This is a genomic window from Streptomyces sp. NPDC001056, assembly GCF_053598955.1.
In genome coordinates, this window is the sequence record NZ_JBSFLI010000051.1 from 1 (window position 1) to 15,544 (window position 15,544).

The window sequence follows — 15,544 nt, forward strand, 5'->3', positions numbered from 1 at the left end:
GCCCGCTCGACGGAGGAGGGCGGCGCGAGGTCGGCCCGGGCGTGCTCGCGACGGCGGCCGGCATAGCGTTCGGCATGTCCTCGGTGTTCACCAAGTCCGCCACCGTCGTCCGGGGCGGATCGGGCTCAGACGGTCGTGATGACGTCCTCGTACGCGAGGCGCGGGGAACGCGGGTACGACGCGTCCGGACCCGGCTTGCCGATGTTGACCACCATCAGCGGGGTGTGGTCGTCGTCCAGGAACTCCTTGCGCACGCCCTCGGGGTCGTACCCGGTCATCGGGCCGGCGGCCAGGCCCGCGGCGCGCACGCCGACGATGAAGTAGGCGGCCTGCAGCGCGGCGTTCAGCGCGGCGGAACCCTCACGGACCGGTCGCTCGGAGAAGAAGGCGTCCTTGGCCGCGGGGAAGGCCGGGAACAGGGTCGGCAGTGCCTCGTGGAACTCGTTGTCCGCGGAGAGGATCGCGACCAGCGGGGCGCCGGCGGTCTTGGCCCGGTTGCCCTCGGCCATGTGCCGCACCAGGCGCTCGCGGGCCTCGGGGGAGCGGACCAGGGTGACGCGCAGCGGGGTCTGGTTGAAGGCGGTCGGGCCGTACTTGACCAGGTCGTAGATCGCCCGGACCTGCTCCTCGGTCACCGGCTCGTCGGTGAAGGTGTTCGCGGTGCGGGCCTCGCGGAACAGCAGGTCCTGGGCGGCGGGGTCAAGAACGAGAGACATCGTGGCTTCCTCGGGGATGCGTACGGTCCGCTCCGGGACCGCTGCTGACGGCACAGGACCTTACGCCACGCGAGGTTTAACCTTCAACGAAATCGGGGGCGCGGTGATCCACCCCACAGCCCGGGGCCGGCCCTACCGCTCGGGCTCCTCGCCTTCCCTCTCCTCCTCGGCGAGCGCCGCGTCCAGGCGGGCCCGCGCCCCCTCCAGCCAGCGCCGGCACACCTTGGCCAGCTCCTCGCCGCGCTCCCACAGCGCCAGGGACTCCTCCAGCGAGCTGCCGCCCGCCTCCAGCCGCCGTACGACCTCGATCAGCTCGTCCCGCGCCTGCTCGTACGAGAGGGTCTCTTCCGTCCTGCCGGTCATTCGCCCACCTTCACCGTGAATTCTCCGTCGGCGACGCGCGCACGCAGCGCCTCGCCCTCGCTCACCTCGCCCGGATCGCGCACCACGTGCCCGTCGGACCGTTGCAGCACCGCATAGCCGCGTTTCAGCGTGGCCGCGGGGGACAGGGCGACCACGCGCGCGCGTGTGTGCGTCAGCTCCGAGTCCGCGCGGTCCAGCAGATGGCCGAGGGTGCGCCGGCTCCGCTCGACCAGGGAGGCCACCTGGTCGGCGCGCTCGTCGAGCATCCGGTGCGGATCCTCCATCGCGGGCCGGGCCAGCGCGTGCGCCAGGCCCCGCTCCTCGCGCTCCAGCAGCGCGTCGACACAGCGCCGGGCGCGGCCTCGCAGCATCCGCACCCGCTCCAGCTCCTCGCCCACGTCCGGTACGACCTTCTTGGCCGCGTCGGTCGGGGTGGAGGCGCGCAGATCGGCGACGAGGTCGAGCAGCGGACTGTCCGGCTCGTGCCCGATCGCGGACACGACGGGAGTGCGGCAGCCCGCCACCGCCCGCACCAGCTGCTCGTCGGAGAACGGCAGCAGGTCCTCGACGCTGCCGCCGCCGCGGGCGACGACGATGACGTCCACGTCCGGGAGCTCGTCCAGCTCCTTCACCGCCTGGACGACCTGCGGGACGGCGTGCACGCCCTGCACGGGCACGTTGCGCACCTCGAAGCGGACGGCGGGCCAGCGGTGCCGCGCGTTCTCCAGTACGTCCCGCTCCGCGGCGGAGGCGCGGCCGCAGACCAGGCCGATCAGCTGCGGCAGGAACGGCAGCGGCTTCTTGCGCTCCGCCGCGAACAGCCCCTCGGCCGCGAGCGACTTCTTCAGCCGCTCCAGCCGGGCCAGCAGCTCGCCGACGCCGACCGGCCGGATCTCGGCGGCGCGCAGCGAGAGCTGACCCCGCGGCGCGTACCACTCGGGCTTGGCCAGCACGAGGACGCGGGCGCCCTCGCCGACGACGTCCGCGACGGAGTCGAACACCTGCCGGTAGCAGGTCACGCTGATCGAGATGTCGTACGACGGGTCGCGCAGTGTCAGGAACACGACGCCGGCGCCCGGCCGCCGCGACAGCTGCGTGATCTGCCCCTCGACCCACACCGCGCCCAGCCGGTCGATCCATCCCCCGATCAACCGGGAGACCTCACCGACCGGCAGGGGCGCCTCAGGGGTCGTCTTCAAAGCCATGCGCCGAGCGTAATGGGCGGCACCGACACGGGCGTCGGCCCTGCCGCGGGCAGCTGATCCCGGCGCATCCGCGCGCCCCCTACGATGGACCCATGACCGCTTCGCCTCGCCGCCGTGTCCTGCTCGCCGCCCCCCGAGGCTACTGCGCCGGTGTGGACCGCGCCGTGATCGCCGTCGAGAAGGCCCTGGAACAGTACGGCGCCCCGATCTACGTCCGGCACGAGATCGTCCACAACAAGTACGTCGTACAGACCCTGGAGAAGAAGGGCGCCGTCTTCGTCGAGCGCACGGACGAGGTGCCCCCGGGCAACATCGTCATGTTCTCGGCCCACGGCGTCGCCCCCGTCGTCCACGAGGAGGCCGCGCAGGGCCGCCTCGCCACCATCGACGCCACCTGCCCGCTGGTCACCAAGGTCCACAAGGAAGCCGTCCGGTACGCGGGCGAGGACTACGACATCCTCCTCATCGGCCACGAGGGCCACGAGGAGGTCATCGGCACCTCCGGCGAGGCACCCGACCACATCCAGCTGGTCGACGGCCCCGAGGACGTCGCCAAGGTCGAGGTCCGCGACCCCGAGCGGGTCGTGTGGCTGTCCCAGACCACCCTCTCCGTGGACGAGACCATGGAGACCGTCGACGCCCTGAAGGCCAAGTTCCCGGGCCTCGTCTCCCCGCCGAGCGACGACATCTGCTACGCCACGCAGAACCGCCAGCTCGCGGTGAAGCAGATGGGCGCCGATTCCGACCTGGTCATCGTCGTGGGCTCGCGCAACTCCTCCAACTCCAAGCGCCTGGTCGAGGTCGCGAAGCTGGCCGGTGCCCGCGACGCGCACCTGGTGGACTTCGCCGACGAGATCGACGAGACCTGGCTGGAGGGCGTGACCACGGTCGGCGTCACCTCCGGCGCCTCCGTCCCCGACGTGCTGGTCGAACAGGTCCTTGAGTGGCTCGCCGAGCGCGGCTACGCGGACGTGGAGATCGTCAAGACCGCCGAGGAGTCCATCACCTTCTCGCTGCCCAAGGAGCTCCGCCGCGACCTGCGCGAAGAGGCGGCGAACCTGGTGGCCGAGCGCGGCGGATCGGGCACTTCCGAGGCGTGATCGCGGCTTCCCGGGCGTGACCGTCAGTGGCCCGTCGTAACGTGGAGCCATGCAGATCTTCGGCGTGGACATCGGCGGATCCGGGATCAAGGGCGCCCCTGTGGACCTCGACAGGGGCGACCTCGCCCAGGAGCGCTGCAAGGTGCTCACCCCGCACCCGGCGACGCCCGACGGCGTGGCCGACGGGGTGAGGCAGGTCGTCGACCACTTCGGCTGGACCGGCCCCGTGGGCCTGACCTTCCCCGGAGTCGTCACCGGCGGTGCCATGGTGCGTACGGCGGCCAACGTCGACAAGAGCTGGATCGACACCGACGCGCGCGCCCTGTTCGGCGGCCGACTGGGCGGCCTGCCGGTGACCGTGGTCAACGACGCCGACGCGGCGGGCGTCGCCGAGATGCAGTTCGGCGCGGGCCGCGACCGCAGGGGCACGGTCATCCTGCTCACCTTCGGCACCGGCATCGGCAGCGCCGTCTTCGTGGACGGTGTCCTGGTCCCCAACACCGAACTGGGCCACCTGGAACTGGGCGGCCACGAGGCCGAGCACAAGGCCTCCAGCAAGGCCAAGGAGGACCAGGGACTGAGCTGGGAGCAGTGGGCGCGCCGCGTCCAGAAGTACCTGGCGCACGTGGAGATGCTGTTCTCGCCCGAGCTGTTCATCATCGGCGGCGGCGTCAGCCGCAAGTCCGACAAGTTCCTGCACCACATCAAGGGCGTCAAGGCCGAGATCGTCCCCGCCCAGCTCCAGAACAACGCGGGGATCGTGGGGGCGGCGATGAGGGCGGCCCAGCAGTCGTAGCGGACGGGCGTCGGCCCGGGGCGGTAGTCGTGGCCGGCACGCCGGAGGAGCGGTTCGGCGGCGGTGGCCCCGACGGGGTGCGCGGTCCGGCGGTCGTGGCCGCGGCGGCGTGTGAGGGGCCGGCGGTCCGGGGGCGTGGCCGGCGGCGTGTGAGGAGCGGCCAGGCGTTCGTGGCGGGCGGGCGTGGGGCGGCCCGGCGGCGTGCGTGGGACGGCTCGGCGGTCGTGGCCGGCGTGCGGGGGAGAGAGGGAGAGACCTGGCCGCCCTGACCGGCGGCGCGCGAGGAGTCGTACCCCGGACTCCCTCGGCACTCCCGCGGCAGCTCAGTGGTGGCGCCTCCGCCGCCGTACCCACCGCACCCGTCGTACGAGCACGATCACCCCGGCGACCAGCGTCCCCCCGTACAGCCAGCCGGCCTGGGTGGCCAGCCCGGTCACCAGGCCCATCAGGCGGCCGAGCAGCCCCTCGCGCCCGTCGGAGACCACGAGCAGCCCGGTCGCGAAGGCGATGGGCAGGGCGACGGGCGCGGTCAGCACGTCCCCGGCGCGCACCCACATCGCGGTCAGCACGCACACGGGCAGGAACAGCACGCCGTACACCGTCAGCGAGCCGTCGAGGAGCAGCTGGTCCAGGCAGCCGAGGAGGAACATCGCGGCGATGCAGAACAGCCCCCCGCCGAGCCCGGTGAGGCGGGGTCCGGGCAGCCGCGGGCCGGACGGCACCGAGCGAGCCGGCCGCGGCCTTCCCGCGCCGCGCCCCGCCGGGCCGGGCGGGCGGCGCCGGGCCTGCGGCGGCAGATGGGCGTGGGGCGGGTTGCCACGTCGCCGTCCGTCGTTCGGGGGTCGCGTTCTGTGCTGCTCCATTGGACCAACTTAGGTCTGCTTATGTGCTCAATCGGCTCCCAGACACGCCGACGGGCGGACGTTGGCCGGGTGGGCGACGCTCCTGGGAGGCGGGCGGGCGGAACGCCGTAGACTGGTGGATCGGCCAGTGTCCTCCTAGGGCCTGGCAGCCCCAGCTCCTGGCCCTCTCATCCACGGGAAGTCGCAACGTGTCGCTCACGATCGGAATCGTCGGCCTGCCCAATGTCGGCAAGTCGACCCTGTTCAACGCCCTGACCAAGAACGACGTGCTGGCGGCCAACTACCCGTTCGCCACGATCGAGCCGAACATCGGTGTCGTCGGCGTCCCCGACGGCCGGCTGGCCCAGCTGGCCTCGATCTTCGGCTCCGAGCGCATCCTTCCGGCCACGGTCGACTTCGTGGACATCGCCGGCATCGTGCGCGGCGCCTCGGAGGGCGAGGGCCTGGGCAACAAGTTCCTCGCGAACATCCGCGAGTCGGACGCGATCTGCCAGGTGATCCGCGCGTTCAAGGACGAGAACGTCGTCCATGTCGACGGCAAGGTCTCGCCCAAGAGCGACATCGAGACGATCAACACCGAGCTGATCCTCGCCGACCTCCAGACCATCGAGAAGGTCCTGCCGCGGCTCCAGAAGGAGTCCCGGATCAAGAAGGACGTCGCGCCGAAGGTCAAGGCGGTCGAGGAGGCCAAGGAGATCCTGGAGAAGGGCGACACGCTCTTCGCGCACGGCATCGTCCAGGGCACCGAGCGGTCCGAGCCGCTGCACGACCTGCACCTGCTGACCACCAAGCCGTTCCTCTACGTCTTCAACGTCGACGAGGACGAGCTGATCGACGAGGACTTCAAGAACGAGCAGCGCGCGCTGGTCGCCCCCGCCGAGGCGATCTTCCTGAACGCCAAGCTGGAGGCCGACCTCGCCGAGCTGGACGAGGACGAGGCCCTCGAACTCCTCCAGTCCGTCGGCCAGGACGAGCCGGGCCTCGCCACTCTCGCGCGCGTCGGCTTCAAGACCCTCGGCCTCCAGACCTACCTCACGGCCGGTCCCAAGGAATCGCGCGCCTGGACCATCAAGAAGGGCGCCACCGCCCCCGAGGCCGCCGGTGTCATCCACACCGACTTCCAGAAGGGCTTCATCAAGGCCGAGGTCATCTCCTTCTCCGACCTCCTCGCCGCCGGCTCCGTCGCCGAGGCCCGCGCCAAGGGCAAGGCGCGGATGGAGGGGAAGGACTATGTGATGCAGGACGGGGATGTGGTGGAGTTCCGCTTCAACGTCTAAGCGACCATCGGAAGGCCGTCTGACCTGCGGCGGAGTGGGTTGGGCGGCCTTTGCGGTCCGCGCAGAGTCCGCAGCGTGCTGACTGCCGTCAGCGCGCGGGGGAGCGGCTATGCCGCTTCGTCGCTCTGTGGCTGGGCATCGGCGGACCGGTCCGCGTACGCCTTGTCGACGGCGGCCCGGGTCCGCTCCTCAGAGTCGGGCCACAGGTGGGTGTAGATGTTCAGCGTCATGGCCGCGTTGGTGTGGCCGAGGCGCTCGGAGACCGTCTTCACGGACTCGCCGTGCTTGATCAGCAGGCTGGCGTAGTGATGCCGCAGGGCGTGGGGTCCGGTGCCCTTCGCTATGCCGGCCTTCGCGCAGGCGGGCCGCCAGGAGGCGTCCATGAAGTGCGTGTAGACCACGGGTCCGCCATGCGGTGCCGTGAAGATCCAGCCCTCGGGCCCATCGGCGGGGAAGTCCCGCAGGTGGGCCTTCATCGCATCCACCGCCATGCGGGGGAGCGGGACCGTGCGGTGCGAGCGAGCGGTCTTGGGCGGGCAGACGTACACGCCGTGCTTGGCGGTCTGCTGGATCTGCTGCTCGACCGAGACGGTCGCGTGCAGCAGGTCCACGTGCCGGAGCTGGAGGCCGAACAGCTCGCCGGGGCGGAGCCCGGTGGCCGCGCCGAGCAGCACGAGACCCTTGTACCGGGCGGGTATCTCCTCGGCCAGCGTCCGTACCTGCTCGACAGCCAGGGGCACGATCTTCTTCCGTGGTACCGAGGGCAGCTTCGCCTCGGCGCACGGGTTGTGAGCGATCATCCGGTCACGGACGGCCGCCCGGAACACGGCGTTGACCGTGTTGAAGACCGTCCGTGAGGTGCTGGCGGCCAGCCCGTGCGTGGTGGTCAGACTGGTGACCCAGCTCTGCACGTCGCCGGGCTTGATGGCGCCGAGCGCCCGCTTCTCCCAGGCCGGGTAGACGTAGCAGCGCAGGTGCTGGGCCACCGCCTTGGCGGTGGAAGGCCGGTGCGGCTGGATGGCCCGCCATTCCTCCGCGTACTCCTTGAAGGGCTTCTTCGCCGATCGCGGGTCAACGCACTGACCGGTGACCAGGCTGGCCGTGACCTCGTCGATCCAGCGCTGGGCGTCGATCTTGCGGTCGAAGTGGCGGGCGTGCTCCTTGCCGTCGAGGTCGCGGTAGCGGGCCCGCCATTTGCCGTTGGGGCGCTTCTGGATGTTGGCCAAGTGGTCTCTCCTTCGTGTCGGTTGTCAGTAGTGGCCGCCGTCCTCGATGTCGCTGCTGAGGGTGCGAGCGTCCCGCTCGTCGCCCATGAGGCGGAGGCACTGCTCGTGGATGGCCCGCGAGCTGTTGGGGTAGGGAGACGGGGCTTTCCGCTCAGTTTCCGGATGGCGTACCAGATCAGCGGGGGTGCTGAGCGGTTGCCTGAAGGTGCTCATAGAGGAAGGGGTCGTCGAGACGTGTGTCGATGACACGATCGCGCACTTCGGTGAGAAGCCAGCCCAGCAGCTCGGCAGTGGCGTCGTACTCATCGTAGAAGCCCATGCGCAAGTCGGTGATCTCGAACTCGAACATTACGTCGTTAACGAGGTCTGCCAAGTGCGCGTCGGCGGCTGGGGTATTGGTCGCGGTCCATGTGTCCAGCCAAGGACGCAGGCTGTTGGTGGCCACGGTGATGAGGCTGAGGGAATCCCTGACGGGCACGGGGCTGGGGTGGGTATGCAGCGTGCTCTGCCACCAAGCGGACCAGACGTCCCGTAGGGCCTCGGTCAGGGGCAAGTCCCAGGTAGTCCAGCCCGCTTGAACCAGGCGGGAGGCGATGAGCTCCTCGTCGACGTGGAGCTGGCCAGTGACGAGTGGGCGAATGATGCGCGGGACGAGGCGGCGATAGAGACGAGGGAAGTCTCCCCAATGATCAGGTACCTCTGCGGCAACCGAGGAGACCAGGTCGTCGGCTATGAGGTGCAGTGGCCCGGAGAGTTCGGCGAAGTCTTGCTCGACGTAGCAGTACGTGCACCCTGTGACGAGGAAGGGATCTTCTGAGGCGAAGGCGTGGTCCAGGGCATCGAGAGCGGTCATGAGCTGCTCAGAGCAAGACATGAAGACCTGCCGGGGGACTCCGTCCGGGTGACCGGCGAAGATCGCAGGCTATCAGGCCGCGCCCCACCTCTCACGGAATGCCTTGATGGCCGGAGTGGAGGGGGTTCGAGGTTTCGTGAAGGATCTATCTCCGATCCTCACACGGGCGACTCGATAGGATCGGGCCATGATGGAGAGTCCCGTGGTCGAGCTGCTTGAGGTCGAGTATCGACGCGTTTGGGACCGCTTCTACGACGAGTTCAAGTTCCAGCCGAGTACGAGTTCTTTCAAGTGGCCAGCCATCAAGGAGCCCGTCGCATCGGTGACCTGGAGCCTTGCCGCGCTTGACGACGACCCTGAATACGAGCGTTTGGACCGCCTGGTCGAGGTGGTCGAGCAGGGGCTGACTGCCTGCATTGGCCCGAGCGGAACGCTGCTCGCGCTCGACTGGCAGCACACGTCGTATCGCTTCGCACCGCAGGGCGTCGGTGCACCTGGGTAGCCGGCATGGCCTTTGAGTCCGTACCCCGACGGGGATTACTACATCTACCTCTCGGAAGACTTCCGTATGGGCAGTTTTGGGCACCCCTGGGAAGAGACCCTCTGTCTGTTCGGCCAGGAATTCCTCGACGCCGCATCCGCGGAGGTAGAGAAGCTTCTCGGCCAGCCGATCCGTAGGTCCGGTAGGGCAGTCGGCACTGCCTGAGTTGGGTCCAGACTCCAAAGGCACCCAGGTAGTCAGACCCCACAGCGCACGCTGATGCCCTCGCTGCCCGTGGCAGCGAGGGCATCAGTCGTCAGGCGGCACGGGGCGCGGGTAACTGCGAGACCCACGTCGTGACCTCGGTCAGGTGCTCGGGCTGCAGCCCGAGGTGTGGATCTGGCTGAACGAGGAGGGTCGCCGTTCCGCGGGCAGCGCGCTCCTCCGCCCAGGCGTGGTCGAGGCCGGTGAAGTCGTCGTCGATCCAGACGGCGGGGGCGTTCTCCAGCCAGGCGTCGACGTGGTCGCGCTTCCACAGGTAGCCGTTTGGATGGCTGGTGGTGATCTGTGGACGCGGGAGATCGACGTACGGCAGGGCCGGGAGGTCGAGAAGGGGCCCGATGAGGGTGGTGGCGTCCTGCCGCCAGCTGGTGCACCAGACCGGAGTGACCAGGCCGGTGCGGATGACATCCATGAGTAGGCGGCCGTGGTCGGTGTTGAGCCAGACGGTGACCGGGTTGTTGGCGCTGCGGCCGGCGGGGACGACGTTGTGGCGGGCGTGGGTGGCCGGGGTCGAGCCGTGCTCGTCGGGGAAGGGTATGAGGACGCCGTCGATGTCGAGGAGCAGGTAGGGCGGGCGCATCGGTCCTCCATAGGCCGGATGAACGCGGCTGTCAGAGCTTGCGGGCGCGGATCAGCAGGGTGGTGGGCCAGTGGCCCATGCGGGGGTCGTGGAACTCCTGGGCTGAGGTGAGCCAGAAGCCCGCCTGGCTGAGGTGCTTCTCCCACCGGTCGGTGGAGAACTCCCAGCGGGCGATGGGTAGGCGGGTGCGGTCGGGAAGGGTGACGAAGTCCCGGCGCGGACGGTCGTCGCCAGAAGGGCTGCGGCCGCCGCGCTGCGGGTGGGGGACGGAGAAGGCGAGCACCCGGCCGGGCGTGAGGCGTTGGGCGATGGCCGGGAGCAGGAGCTCGGGGGCGACCAGACCGACGGCGCCGAAGACGGAGTAGACCGCGTCGAACTGCTCGTCGAAGGCGTGCAGGTAGTGCAGCGCGTGGCCGGCAACGAAGGTGAGGTTGTTCAGCCGTCCGTAGTGGGAGCGGGCGCGGCGGACCTGGAGGCCGACCAGGTCGACGCCGGTGACGCGGGCGCCGTGGCGGGTGGCGAGGTGGGCGGCGTTGTGGCCGGGGCCGCAGCCGAGTTCCAGGAGTCGCTTGCCGCGCAGGTCGGGGCCGAGGATCTCGGCTCCGTGACCTTGGCCGGGTCTCGTGGTCCATTCCATCCGGGCGGGTACGGAGAGGGGTTCGGCGAGTCCGGCGGCGGTGCGCTGGAGGGCGTGGACGTGCCAGGGGGATGCCTGGGCGAGCACGTCAGATCTCCAGGAGGTGGAGGACGTCGGTGAGGTGGCGGCGGACAGCCTTGATGTAGGCGGGGTCGGTGGCCGGGTCGTCGATCCAGCGGACGGACTGCTCCATGAACCACTCGACGGCCCACATGCGGTGCCAGCCCAGGGCCCAGTGTTCGGCGGTGAGCCCGCCGCGTGGGGCGAGGGCGTCGGGGGTGCCGCCGGCTGTGACGTATTGCTCCAGGAAGACGCGGAGGCGGATGGGGTGCGGGGGCTCGATGGTGCCGTGCCAGCTGGCGAGGTCGAGCAGGCCGGGGCCGGTGAAGGCGCGGGCGAAGTCGAGCAGCCGCCAGCCGCGCTCGCTGATGTGGAGGCTGGTGGGGTGGAACTCGGAGTGCACCCAGCCGAAGGGCGCCATCGTCGCTCCGGCCGAGCGAGCCTCGGCGGCCTGGGCGATCCGGTCGAGCGCGTCCTCGACGTCGTCGGCGTCCAGCCACCGGTCGACCTTGCGCAGCCGTTCGAGGTGCTCCAGCGCCCGGGCCGGCAGTTTCCGCAGCCGGTCCTGGTCGAGTACGGGCAAGGGAGGAGCCGTACGGGTGCCGTGCAGGATCACGGCCGCAGCGACACCGTCGAGGTCGTCGGCCTCGCGTGCAGAGGGTCCGAGGTCCTCCACAAGCATGCCGAGCCAGCCGTCCAGGACGGCGGAGGCATGGACCTGGGGGACGGGTACGCCGAGGGTGTGGGCCAGACGGAGGGCCTGGTCCTCGCTGTCGAACGGCTTCTTGGCGTACTTGAAGATGGCCGTGGAGCCGTCGGGGAAGGCCACGCGCTCGACGCCGGACATGGACCACACGCGTACCTCCTCCCGTACGGCAGTGGTCTGGCCGGTCGCGGTGAGCAGGTTGTTGAGGAGTTCGGCGCTGGGGTTCGTGGTCACGTGAGGGCTCCGGGGAGGGTGGTGGCGTCCGGGGCGGGCGAGGGATGCCGGCCCGCCCCGGAGCCTGATCTGGTGGTGGGTTACGCGGCGGGGTTCACGCGGTGGGCGTAGACCTGCTCGATCCAGCCCGCTTTGAAGGCCGCGAGGTCGTCGCGGAAGTTCGCCATCGAGGCACCGTAGGGCGCGACCACGCCGCCGGACTGGTCCGGCACGGACTGGCAGCCGTGCACGAGCCGGCCGCCGAGGGCGGCGTGGGCCTTGATGGACTCGATGCGGCGGTGCTCGTTGAACCAGCCGCCGTGGTAAACCTCGTCGAGCATCCCGCCCATCTCGTCGTCCAGGTCGAAGACGACGGAGGTGGCGGCGGGGAAGAACCAGCACGGGCCGACGTTGGAGATGTGCCCGTCGAGCTCGACCTTGTTGAGCGCCATGAGCGTGGCGGCCTCGCGGAGCATCCGCAGGTGGCCGGCGGTGATCTGCGGCAGGCCGAGGCCGGCCAGGTGCTCGTCGCGGAAGAGGTACGCGTACACCTCGCACGCGGTGGTCAAGACGCGGGCCGCGTCGGACGTGGACTCACTGTGCTGCTTGATGAAGTCGAGCGCGAGCTGCTCGACCGCGCTCTCGGTCGTCTCGTCCGCACCGAGGAGCTGGGCCTTGACCAGCTCCCAGTCGGCGACGAGCCAGGTGTTGGACTCGAAGCGGAAGAAGTACTCCGCCGGGTCGATGGTGATGCGTCGGCCGTCGACCTGGATGCCGGGCAGGCGGCTCCAGCGCGGGTCGAACGCCTCGGGCAGCTCGACCGTGATGGCCGCGGTGTCGATGGTGGTCACCGTGTCTCCGTCTCTGATCGGCCGGGCCCGGGCACAGGAATGCCCGAGCCCGGTGTGGGCGTACGGAACTTCGGGGTGCCGCCTGGACCAAGGGGGAGCCTGGATCACGGTCGCGCCGTTCCGGGCGGCTGCTGATAAGTGAACCGATGGTCACGCTCAGTGGGTACGGTGGAAGGCAGTTGAAGCGGTATACGCGGTTTACAACTCCAGGGCGGAGGCGATCGTGGCGGCGCAGAGAGAACCCAACTCCCGTCTGCGCGACGTCATCGCGGCGGTCGACTGCACCTACGAGGGCCTCGCCAGAGACGTGCGGCGCATCGCCGCCGAGAACGGCGAGATCCTCCAGACCAACAAGTCGGCGATCTCGCACTGGGTGAACGGCACCCGCGCCCCGTCGGGCCGGGTAGGCCAGTACCTGGCCGAGGCGCTGTCCCGCAGAGCGGGGCGCACGGTTACCCAGACCGAGATCGGCCTCCAGGCCAGCGATGACGAAGCGCCGGCGGAATCCGACCCTGTTCTCGCCGCCACCGACCTGGGCCGCGCCGACGTCGAGCGCCGCCGCTTCCTCGCCATCGCGGCCTTCACCACCGCCGGCGTCGCCATGCCGCTCGGATACGACCACGAAGCCACCGCCCGCATGCTCCGCGCCCGCACCGGCACGTCCCTGGTCGGCACGGAGGACGTGGACGTCGTACGGCAGATCACCGCGGCCTTCAGCGCGGCCGACGAGCGCCTCGGCGGCGGGCACGGACTGACCACCGTCACCGCGTACCTCGCCGACACAGCCGCCCCCATGCTGCGCGGGCGCTTCCCCAGCGAAGCCTTACGCCGGGCCGCCTTCGGCGCCGTCGCCGAACTCGCCTACCTCGCGGGGTGGAAGCACCACGACCTCGGTCAGGAAGGCGCCGCCCAGCGCTACTACCAAGTCGGCTACAAGCTCGCCTGCGAAGCCGACCCCCACGGCCACGCGGCCTGGATGATGCGCGCCCTCGCCCACCAGGCCCTGAGTCTCAAGCAGCCCCACCACTGCGTCGACCTCGTCGAAGGCGCCCTGCGCACAGGGCTCGGCCATGTCGACGGCCAGACCGAGGCCCTCCTCCACATCACCCACGCCCGTGCCTACGCCGCCATCGACGAGAAGTCGTCGGCCGCGCGCGCCCTGCTCGCCGCCGAGGACGCCCTCCTACGAGACGACGGCCCCCAGCCCAGCTACTCCCGCGTCAGCGGCCCCGCCGCCGGCACCGTGGCCAGCCACACCGCCCGCACCCTGACCGACCTCGCCGACCACATCGGCACCGAGCAGCAGCACCGAGACGCCCTCACCCGCTGGGACCCGGAGAAGTACAAGCGCGTTCACGCCCTCACCCACGCAGACCTGGGCGACAGCCTCGCCGCCCAGGCGCGCGCCGACGAGGCCGTCGCGGCCTGGACCCAGGCCCTGGTCCTCATGGAGGGCATGACCTCCGACCGGACCCGGAAGGCGATCACCTCGATCCGCTCCACCCTCGCGGTCTACCAGCGGCGCAAGGTACCCGGCGCCGCCGATCTCGCCCGCCGCGCCCGCGAGGCCCTCGCCTAACATGCCCAACAACCCGCCCGACGAAGGGAACACCGTGGCCCAGCAGACCGACGACCGCTCCCAAGCCCTCAAGCCGGCGCTCGAATCGATGACCCTGCTGGTCGCGGCCGTCATCGTCCACGACAAAGCGACCAACCGCGTCGTCCTCCTCCAGCGCAGCGAGAACGCCAAGTTTGCCCAGGGCCTGTGGGACCTGCCAGTCGGCAAGAGCGAGCCAGGCGAACCCATCACGGAGACCGCAGTCCGCGAGCTCTACGAGGAGACGGGCCTCACGGTGAAGCCCGAGTCCCTCAAGGTCGCCCACATCATCCACGGTGCCTGGGGCGTCGAAGCCCCCAACGGCTTCCTCACCGTTGTCTTCGCCGCCCACGACTGGACCGGCGAACCCGAGAACCGCGAACCCCGCAAGCACTCCCAGGTCTGCTGGGTCGATGCCGACGCTATCCCTGATGCCTTTGTGGACACCACAGCAAGCGCTCTTCGTCAATATTTGAATGCTGGGTCGGCGGTCTCGCTGGACGGGTGGTGAATCGGCTGGGACGTAGGCAGCGCGCGCCTCTATTTATTCCCTGGTTGAAAATAGTGAGATAACTCCCGAAGGGAGATTTTCTTCGAGGTTAGGTTCTGCGGACTGAGGGCTGTCCCAGGTGGGGAATCGTGATGTGACCACCCGGAATAGATCCAAGGGAACCCTGGCTTCGCCAGCCAAAACTTCTTCCCCTATTCCAACCTGGCCCAGAATTTCCACGGCTCTCGGGAAAAGGGATGGCTGCTCGGTCACTGGCATCACGCCCGGCTCGCGACGCCTCCATCCCTTTGAGGAAAGATAAAGGACTGCATTCCTGTAGGTCACATCACTCATTACGCACAGTTGTCGCGACCTGTAGAGTAGTGCCTGTAGGCTTACATTCCAGTCGGCCTTCAAGGCGCCGAGGGTTCTCCAGTCCGCCTTCGGGGGGAGTAGGTCTCGCATCTCGTCAGCAGGCATCAGGAACTCTGCAGCAAATCGATTGGCCTGGTTTTCCGTAATGCGATCTCCGGGTTCCGAGTCTACGTGCATGACCAAGTGTCCGAGTTCGTGTGCAACATCGAAACGTTGCCGGAAGTAGTCATTCTTGGTTGGATTCAGCACAACCGTTGGTCGACTGTCTGCTTCAAAGGAATATGCGTCAACCGCGGCTGTCTGGCTGGGGCTGTAGACAACAAGGACACCACGATTCTCGGCCATCCTGACTAGGTGGCCGATTGGTCCAGTCGGGATGTCCCAGTGCTTGCGGAGGAGTCTCGCAGCTTGCTCGGGGAGATCGGTTTGCTCGTCCTCGACGTCGACGCTCAGGCGCGGGATGTCGGGATTGGGAAACTCGACATGCCTCTCCAGGGCGGCACCTACATCAGTAGCGACAAGCCCATAGGCGAACGCTTGGTCGCGAACCAGTTGTGATGTGGACCGCAGCGACCTGAAGTGCGGAACGGAGGATCCGGCTTCAGGTCGCTGCGCCCCAGGCAGAAAGAACGAAGGGTCAACGCCGAGGGTCAAGCACAACTGGGCCACGGTGGCCGGAGCCGGCCGCTTGGAGTTGCTTTCGTAGGCCGCTACGGCAGTCGGGCTCTTGTCGATTTGAGCTGCCAGCGCATTCTTGCGAAGCCCCGCGAGTTGGCGAGCCAGCGTTAGTCGACGCCCGTCGAAAAGTCGCGAGGCGTCGCTTACGCGAACCTCCGCAGGACGACTATGCTCCATGACCATCCGCTCATTCCG

17 protein-coding genes and 3 pseudogenes are annotated in these 15,544 nt (G+C 69.3%); 7 read left to right on the forward strand and 13 right to left on the reverse strand.

Translation table 11 applies throughout. The annotated features are described in order from the left end of the window. Positions 1–125: 125 nt before the first annotated feature. The 3 genes from ACWDD7_RS34905 to xseA all read right to left on the reverse strand — a co-directional run bounded on the left by ACWDD7_RS34905 (position 126) and on the right by xseA (position 2,284). Complete coding sequence (locus ACWDD7_RS34905) at positions 126–716, reverse strand: malonic semialdehyde reductase (RefSeq protein WP_351876616.1); 591 nt, start codon at positions 714–716, stop codon at positions 126–128. A 132-nt stretch (positions 717–848) separates the two neighbouring features. Further along, positions 849–1,079, reverse strand: a complete 231-nt coding sequence (locus tag ACWDD7_RS34910; RefSeq protein ID WP_351876615.1) for an exodeoxyribonuclease VII small subunit — start codon at positions 1,077–1,079, stop codon at positions 849–851. Continuing rightward, positions 1,076–2,284 carry an exodeoxyribonuclease VII large subunit gene (gene xseA / locus ACWDD7_RS34915; protein WP_392218326.1) on the reverse strand — a complete coding sequence of 403 codons (1,209 nt, stop codon included), beginning with the start codon at positions 2,282–2,284 and terminating at the stop codon, positions 1,076–1,078. Before xseA ends, ACWDD7_RS34910 begins: the two co-directional genes overlap by 4 nt. A gap of 92 nt (positions 2,285–2,376) precedes the next feature. Between xseA and ACWDD7_RS34920 the strand changes: the two genes are divergently transcribed. Beyond that, positions 2,377–3,384, forward strand: a complete 1,008-nt coding sequence (locus tag ACWDD7_RS34920; protein ID WP_351876613.1) for a 4-hydroxy-3-methylbut-2-enyl diphosphate reductase — start codon at positions 2,377–2,379, stop codon at positions 3,382–3,384. Positions 3,385–3,433: 49 nt separating this feature from the next. Next, positions 3,434–4,180, forward strand: a complete 747-nt coding sequence (ppgK, locus tag ACWDD7_RS34925) for a polyphosphate--glucose phosphotransferase (RefSeq protein ID WP_351876612.1) — start codon at positions 3,434–3,436, stop codon at positions 4,178–4,180. 323 nt (positions 4,181–4,503) lie between these two features. On the opposite strand, the gene ACWDD7_RS34930 is transcribed toward ppgK, so the two are convergent. After that, a complete protein-coding gene (locus ACWDD7_RS34930) occupies positions 4,504–5,043 on the reverse strand; it encodes a DUF6542 domain-containing protein (RefSeq protein ID WP_450460361.1) in 540 nt (179 codons plus the stop codon). A 188-nt stretch (positions 5,044–5,231) separates the two neighbouring features. On the opposite strand from ACWDD7_RS34930, the gene ychF reads away from it, so the two are divergent. Next, positions 5,232–6,320 (forward strand): redox-regulated ATPase YchF, encoded by a 1,089-nt coding sequence (gene ychF / locus ACWDD7_RS34935; protein ID WP_351876610.1) that lies wholly within the window; start codon positions 5,232–5,234, stop codon positions 6,318–6,320. A gap of 107 nt (positions 6,321–6,427) precedes the next feature. Here ychF and ACWDD7_RS34940 read toward each other — a convergent pair whose 3' ends face one another. The 3 genes and pseudogenes from ACWDD7_RS34940 to ACWDD7_RS34950 form a co-directional block, all read right to left on the reverse strand. Continuing rightward, positions 6,428–7,546 carry a tyrosine-type recombinase/integrase gene (locus ACWDD7_RS34940; RefSeq protein ID WP_450460362.1) on the reverse strand — a complete coding sequence of 373 codons (1,119 nt, stop codon included), beginning with the start codon at positions 7,544–7,546 and terminating at the stop codon, positions 6,428–6,430. A gap of 24 nt (positions 7,547–7,570) precedes the next feature. Next, a pseudogene (locus ACWDD7_RS34945) lies at positions 7,571–7,678 on the reverse strand (XRE family transcriptional regulator); the annotation flags it as partial. Positions 7,679–7,721: 43 nt separating this feature from the next. Then, positions 7,722–8,420 (reverse strand): hypothetical protein, encoded by a 699-nt coding sequence (locus ACWDD7_RS34950; protein ID WP_450460363.1) that lies wholly within the window; start codon positions 8,418–8,420, stop codon positions 7,722–7,724. Between the two features lie 181 nt (positions 8,421–8,601). Between ACWDD7_RS34950 and ACWDD7_RS34955 the strand changes: the two are divergent. Next, positions 8,602–9,105: pseudogene (locus ACWDD7_RS34955) on the forward strand (DUF2716 domain-containing protein). Positions 9,106–9,196: 91 nt separating this feature from the next. Here ACWDD7_RS34955 and ACWDD7_RS34960 read toward each other — a convergent pair. From ACWDD7_RS34960 to ACWDD7_RS34975, 4 genes are all read right to left on the reverse strand, one after another. Then, on the reverse strand, positions 9,197–9,742 hold the full coding sequence (locus ACWDD7_RS34960) for an HAD domain-containing protein (RefSeq protein ID WP_395483721.1): 546 nt from the start codon (positions 9,740–9,742) through the stop codon (positions 9,197–9,199). Positions 9,743–9,773: 31 nt separating this feature from the next. Beyond that, positions 9,774–10,466, reverse strand: a complete 693-nt coding sequence (locus ACWDD7_RS34965) for a class I SAM-dependent methyltransferase (RefSeq protein WP_450460364.1) — start codon at positions 10,464–10,466, stop codon at positions 9,774–9,776. Between the two features lies 1 nt (position 10,467). After that, entirely contained in the window at positions 10,468–11,379 is a 912-nt protein-coding gene (locus ACWDD7_RS34970; RefSeq protein ID WP_450460365.1) for an aminoglycoside phosphotransferase family protein, read from the reverse strand. A gap of 80 nt (positions 11,380–11,459) precedes the next feature. Further along, positions 11,460–12,209, reverse strand: a complete 750-nt coding sequence (locus ACWDD7_RS34975; RefSeq protein WP_450460366.1) for a hypothetical protein — start codon at positions 12,207–12,209, stop codon at positions 11,460–11,462. 223 nt (positions 12,210–12,432) lie between these two features. Between ACWDD7_RS34975 and ACWDD7_RS34980 the strand changes: the two genes are divergently transcribed. Both ACWDD7_RS34980 and ACWDD7_RS34985 read left to right on the forward strand, forming a co-directional pair. Next, on the forward strand, positions 12,433–13,788 hold the full coding sequence (locus tag ACWDD7_RS34980) for a tetratricopeptide repeat protein (protein WP_450460367.1): 1,356 nt from the start codon (positions 12,433–12,435) through the stop codon (positions 13,786–13,788). A gap of 1 nt (position 13,789) precedes the next feature. After that, on the forward strand, positions 13,790–14,317 hold the full coding sequence (locus tag ACWDD7_RS34985) for an NUDIX domain-containing protein (protein ID WP_450460368.1): 528 nt from the start codon (positions 13,790–13,792) through the stop codon (positions 14,315–14,317). Between the two features lie 33 nt (positions 14,318–14,350). Here the strand turns inward: ACWDD7_RS34985 and ACWDD7_RS34990 are convergent, their stop codons facing one another. Next, positions 14,351–15,016 carry an ImmA/IrrE family metallo-endopeptidase gene (locus tag ACWDD7_RS34990; RefSeq protein ID WP_450460383.1) on the reverse strand — a complete coding sequence of 222 codons (666 nt, stop codon included), beginning with the start codon at positions 15,014–15,016 and terminating at the stop codon, positions 14,351–14,353. A gap of 63 nt (positions 15,017–15,079) precedes the next feature. Between ACWDD7_RS34990 and ACWDD7_RS34995 the strand changes: the two genes are divergently transcribed. Continuing rightward, positions 15,080–15,229 carry a hypothetical protein gene (locus ACWDD7_RS34995; protein ID WP_450460384.1) on the forward strand — a complete coding sequence of 50 codons (150 nt, stop codon included), beginning with the start codon at positions 15,080–15,082 and terminating at the stop codon, positions 15,227–15,229. A 78-nt stretch (positions 15,230–15,307) separates the two neighbouring features. On the opposite strand, the pseudogene ACWDD7_RS35000 reads toward ACWDD7_RS34995, so the two are convergent. Then, positions 15,308–15,532 (reverse strand): annotated as a pseudogene (locus ACWDD7_RS35000) (helix-turn-helix domain-containing protein); the annotation flags it as partial. Positions 15,533–15,544 lie beyond the last annotated feature (12 nt).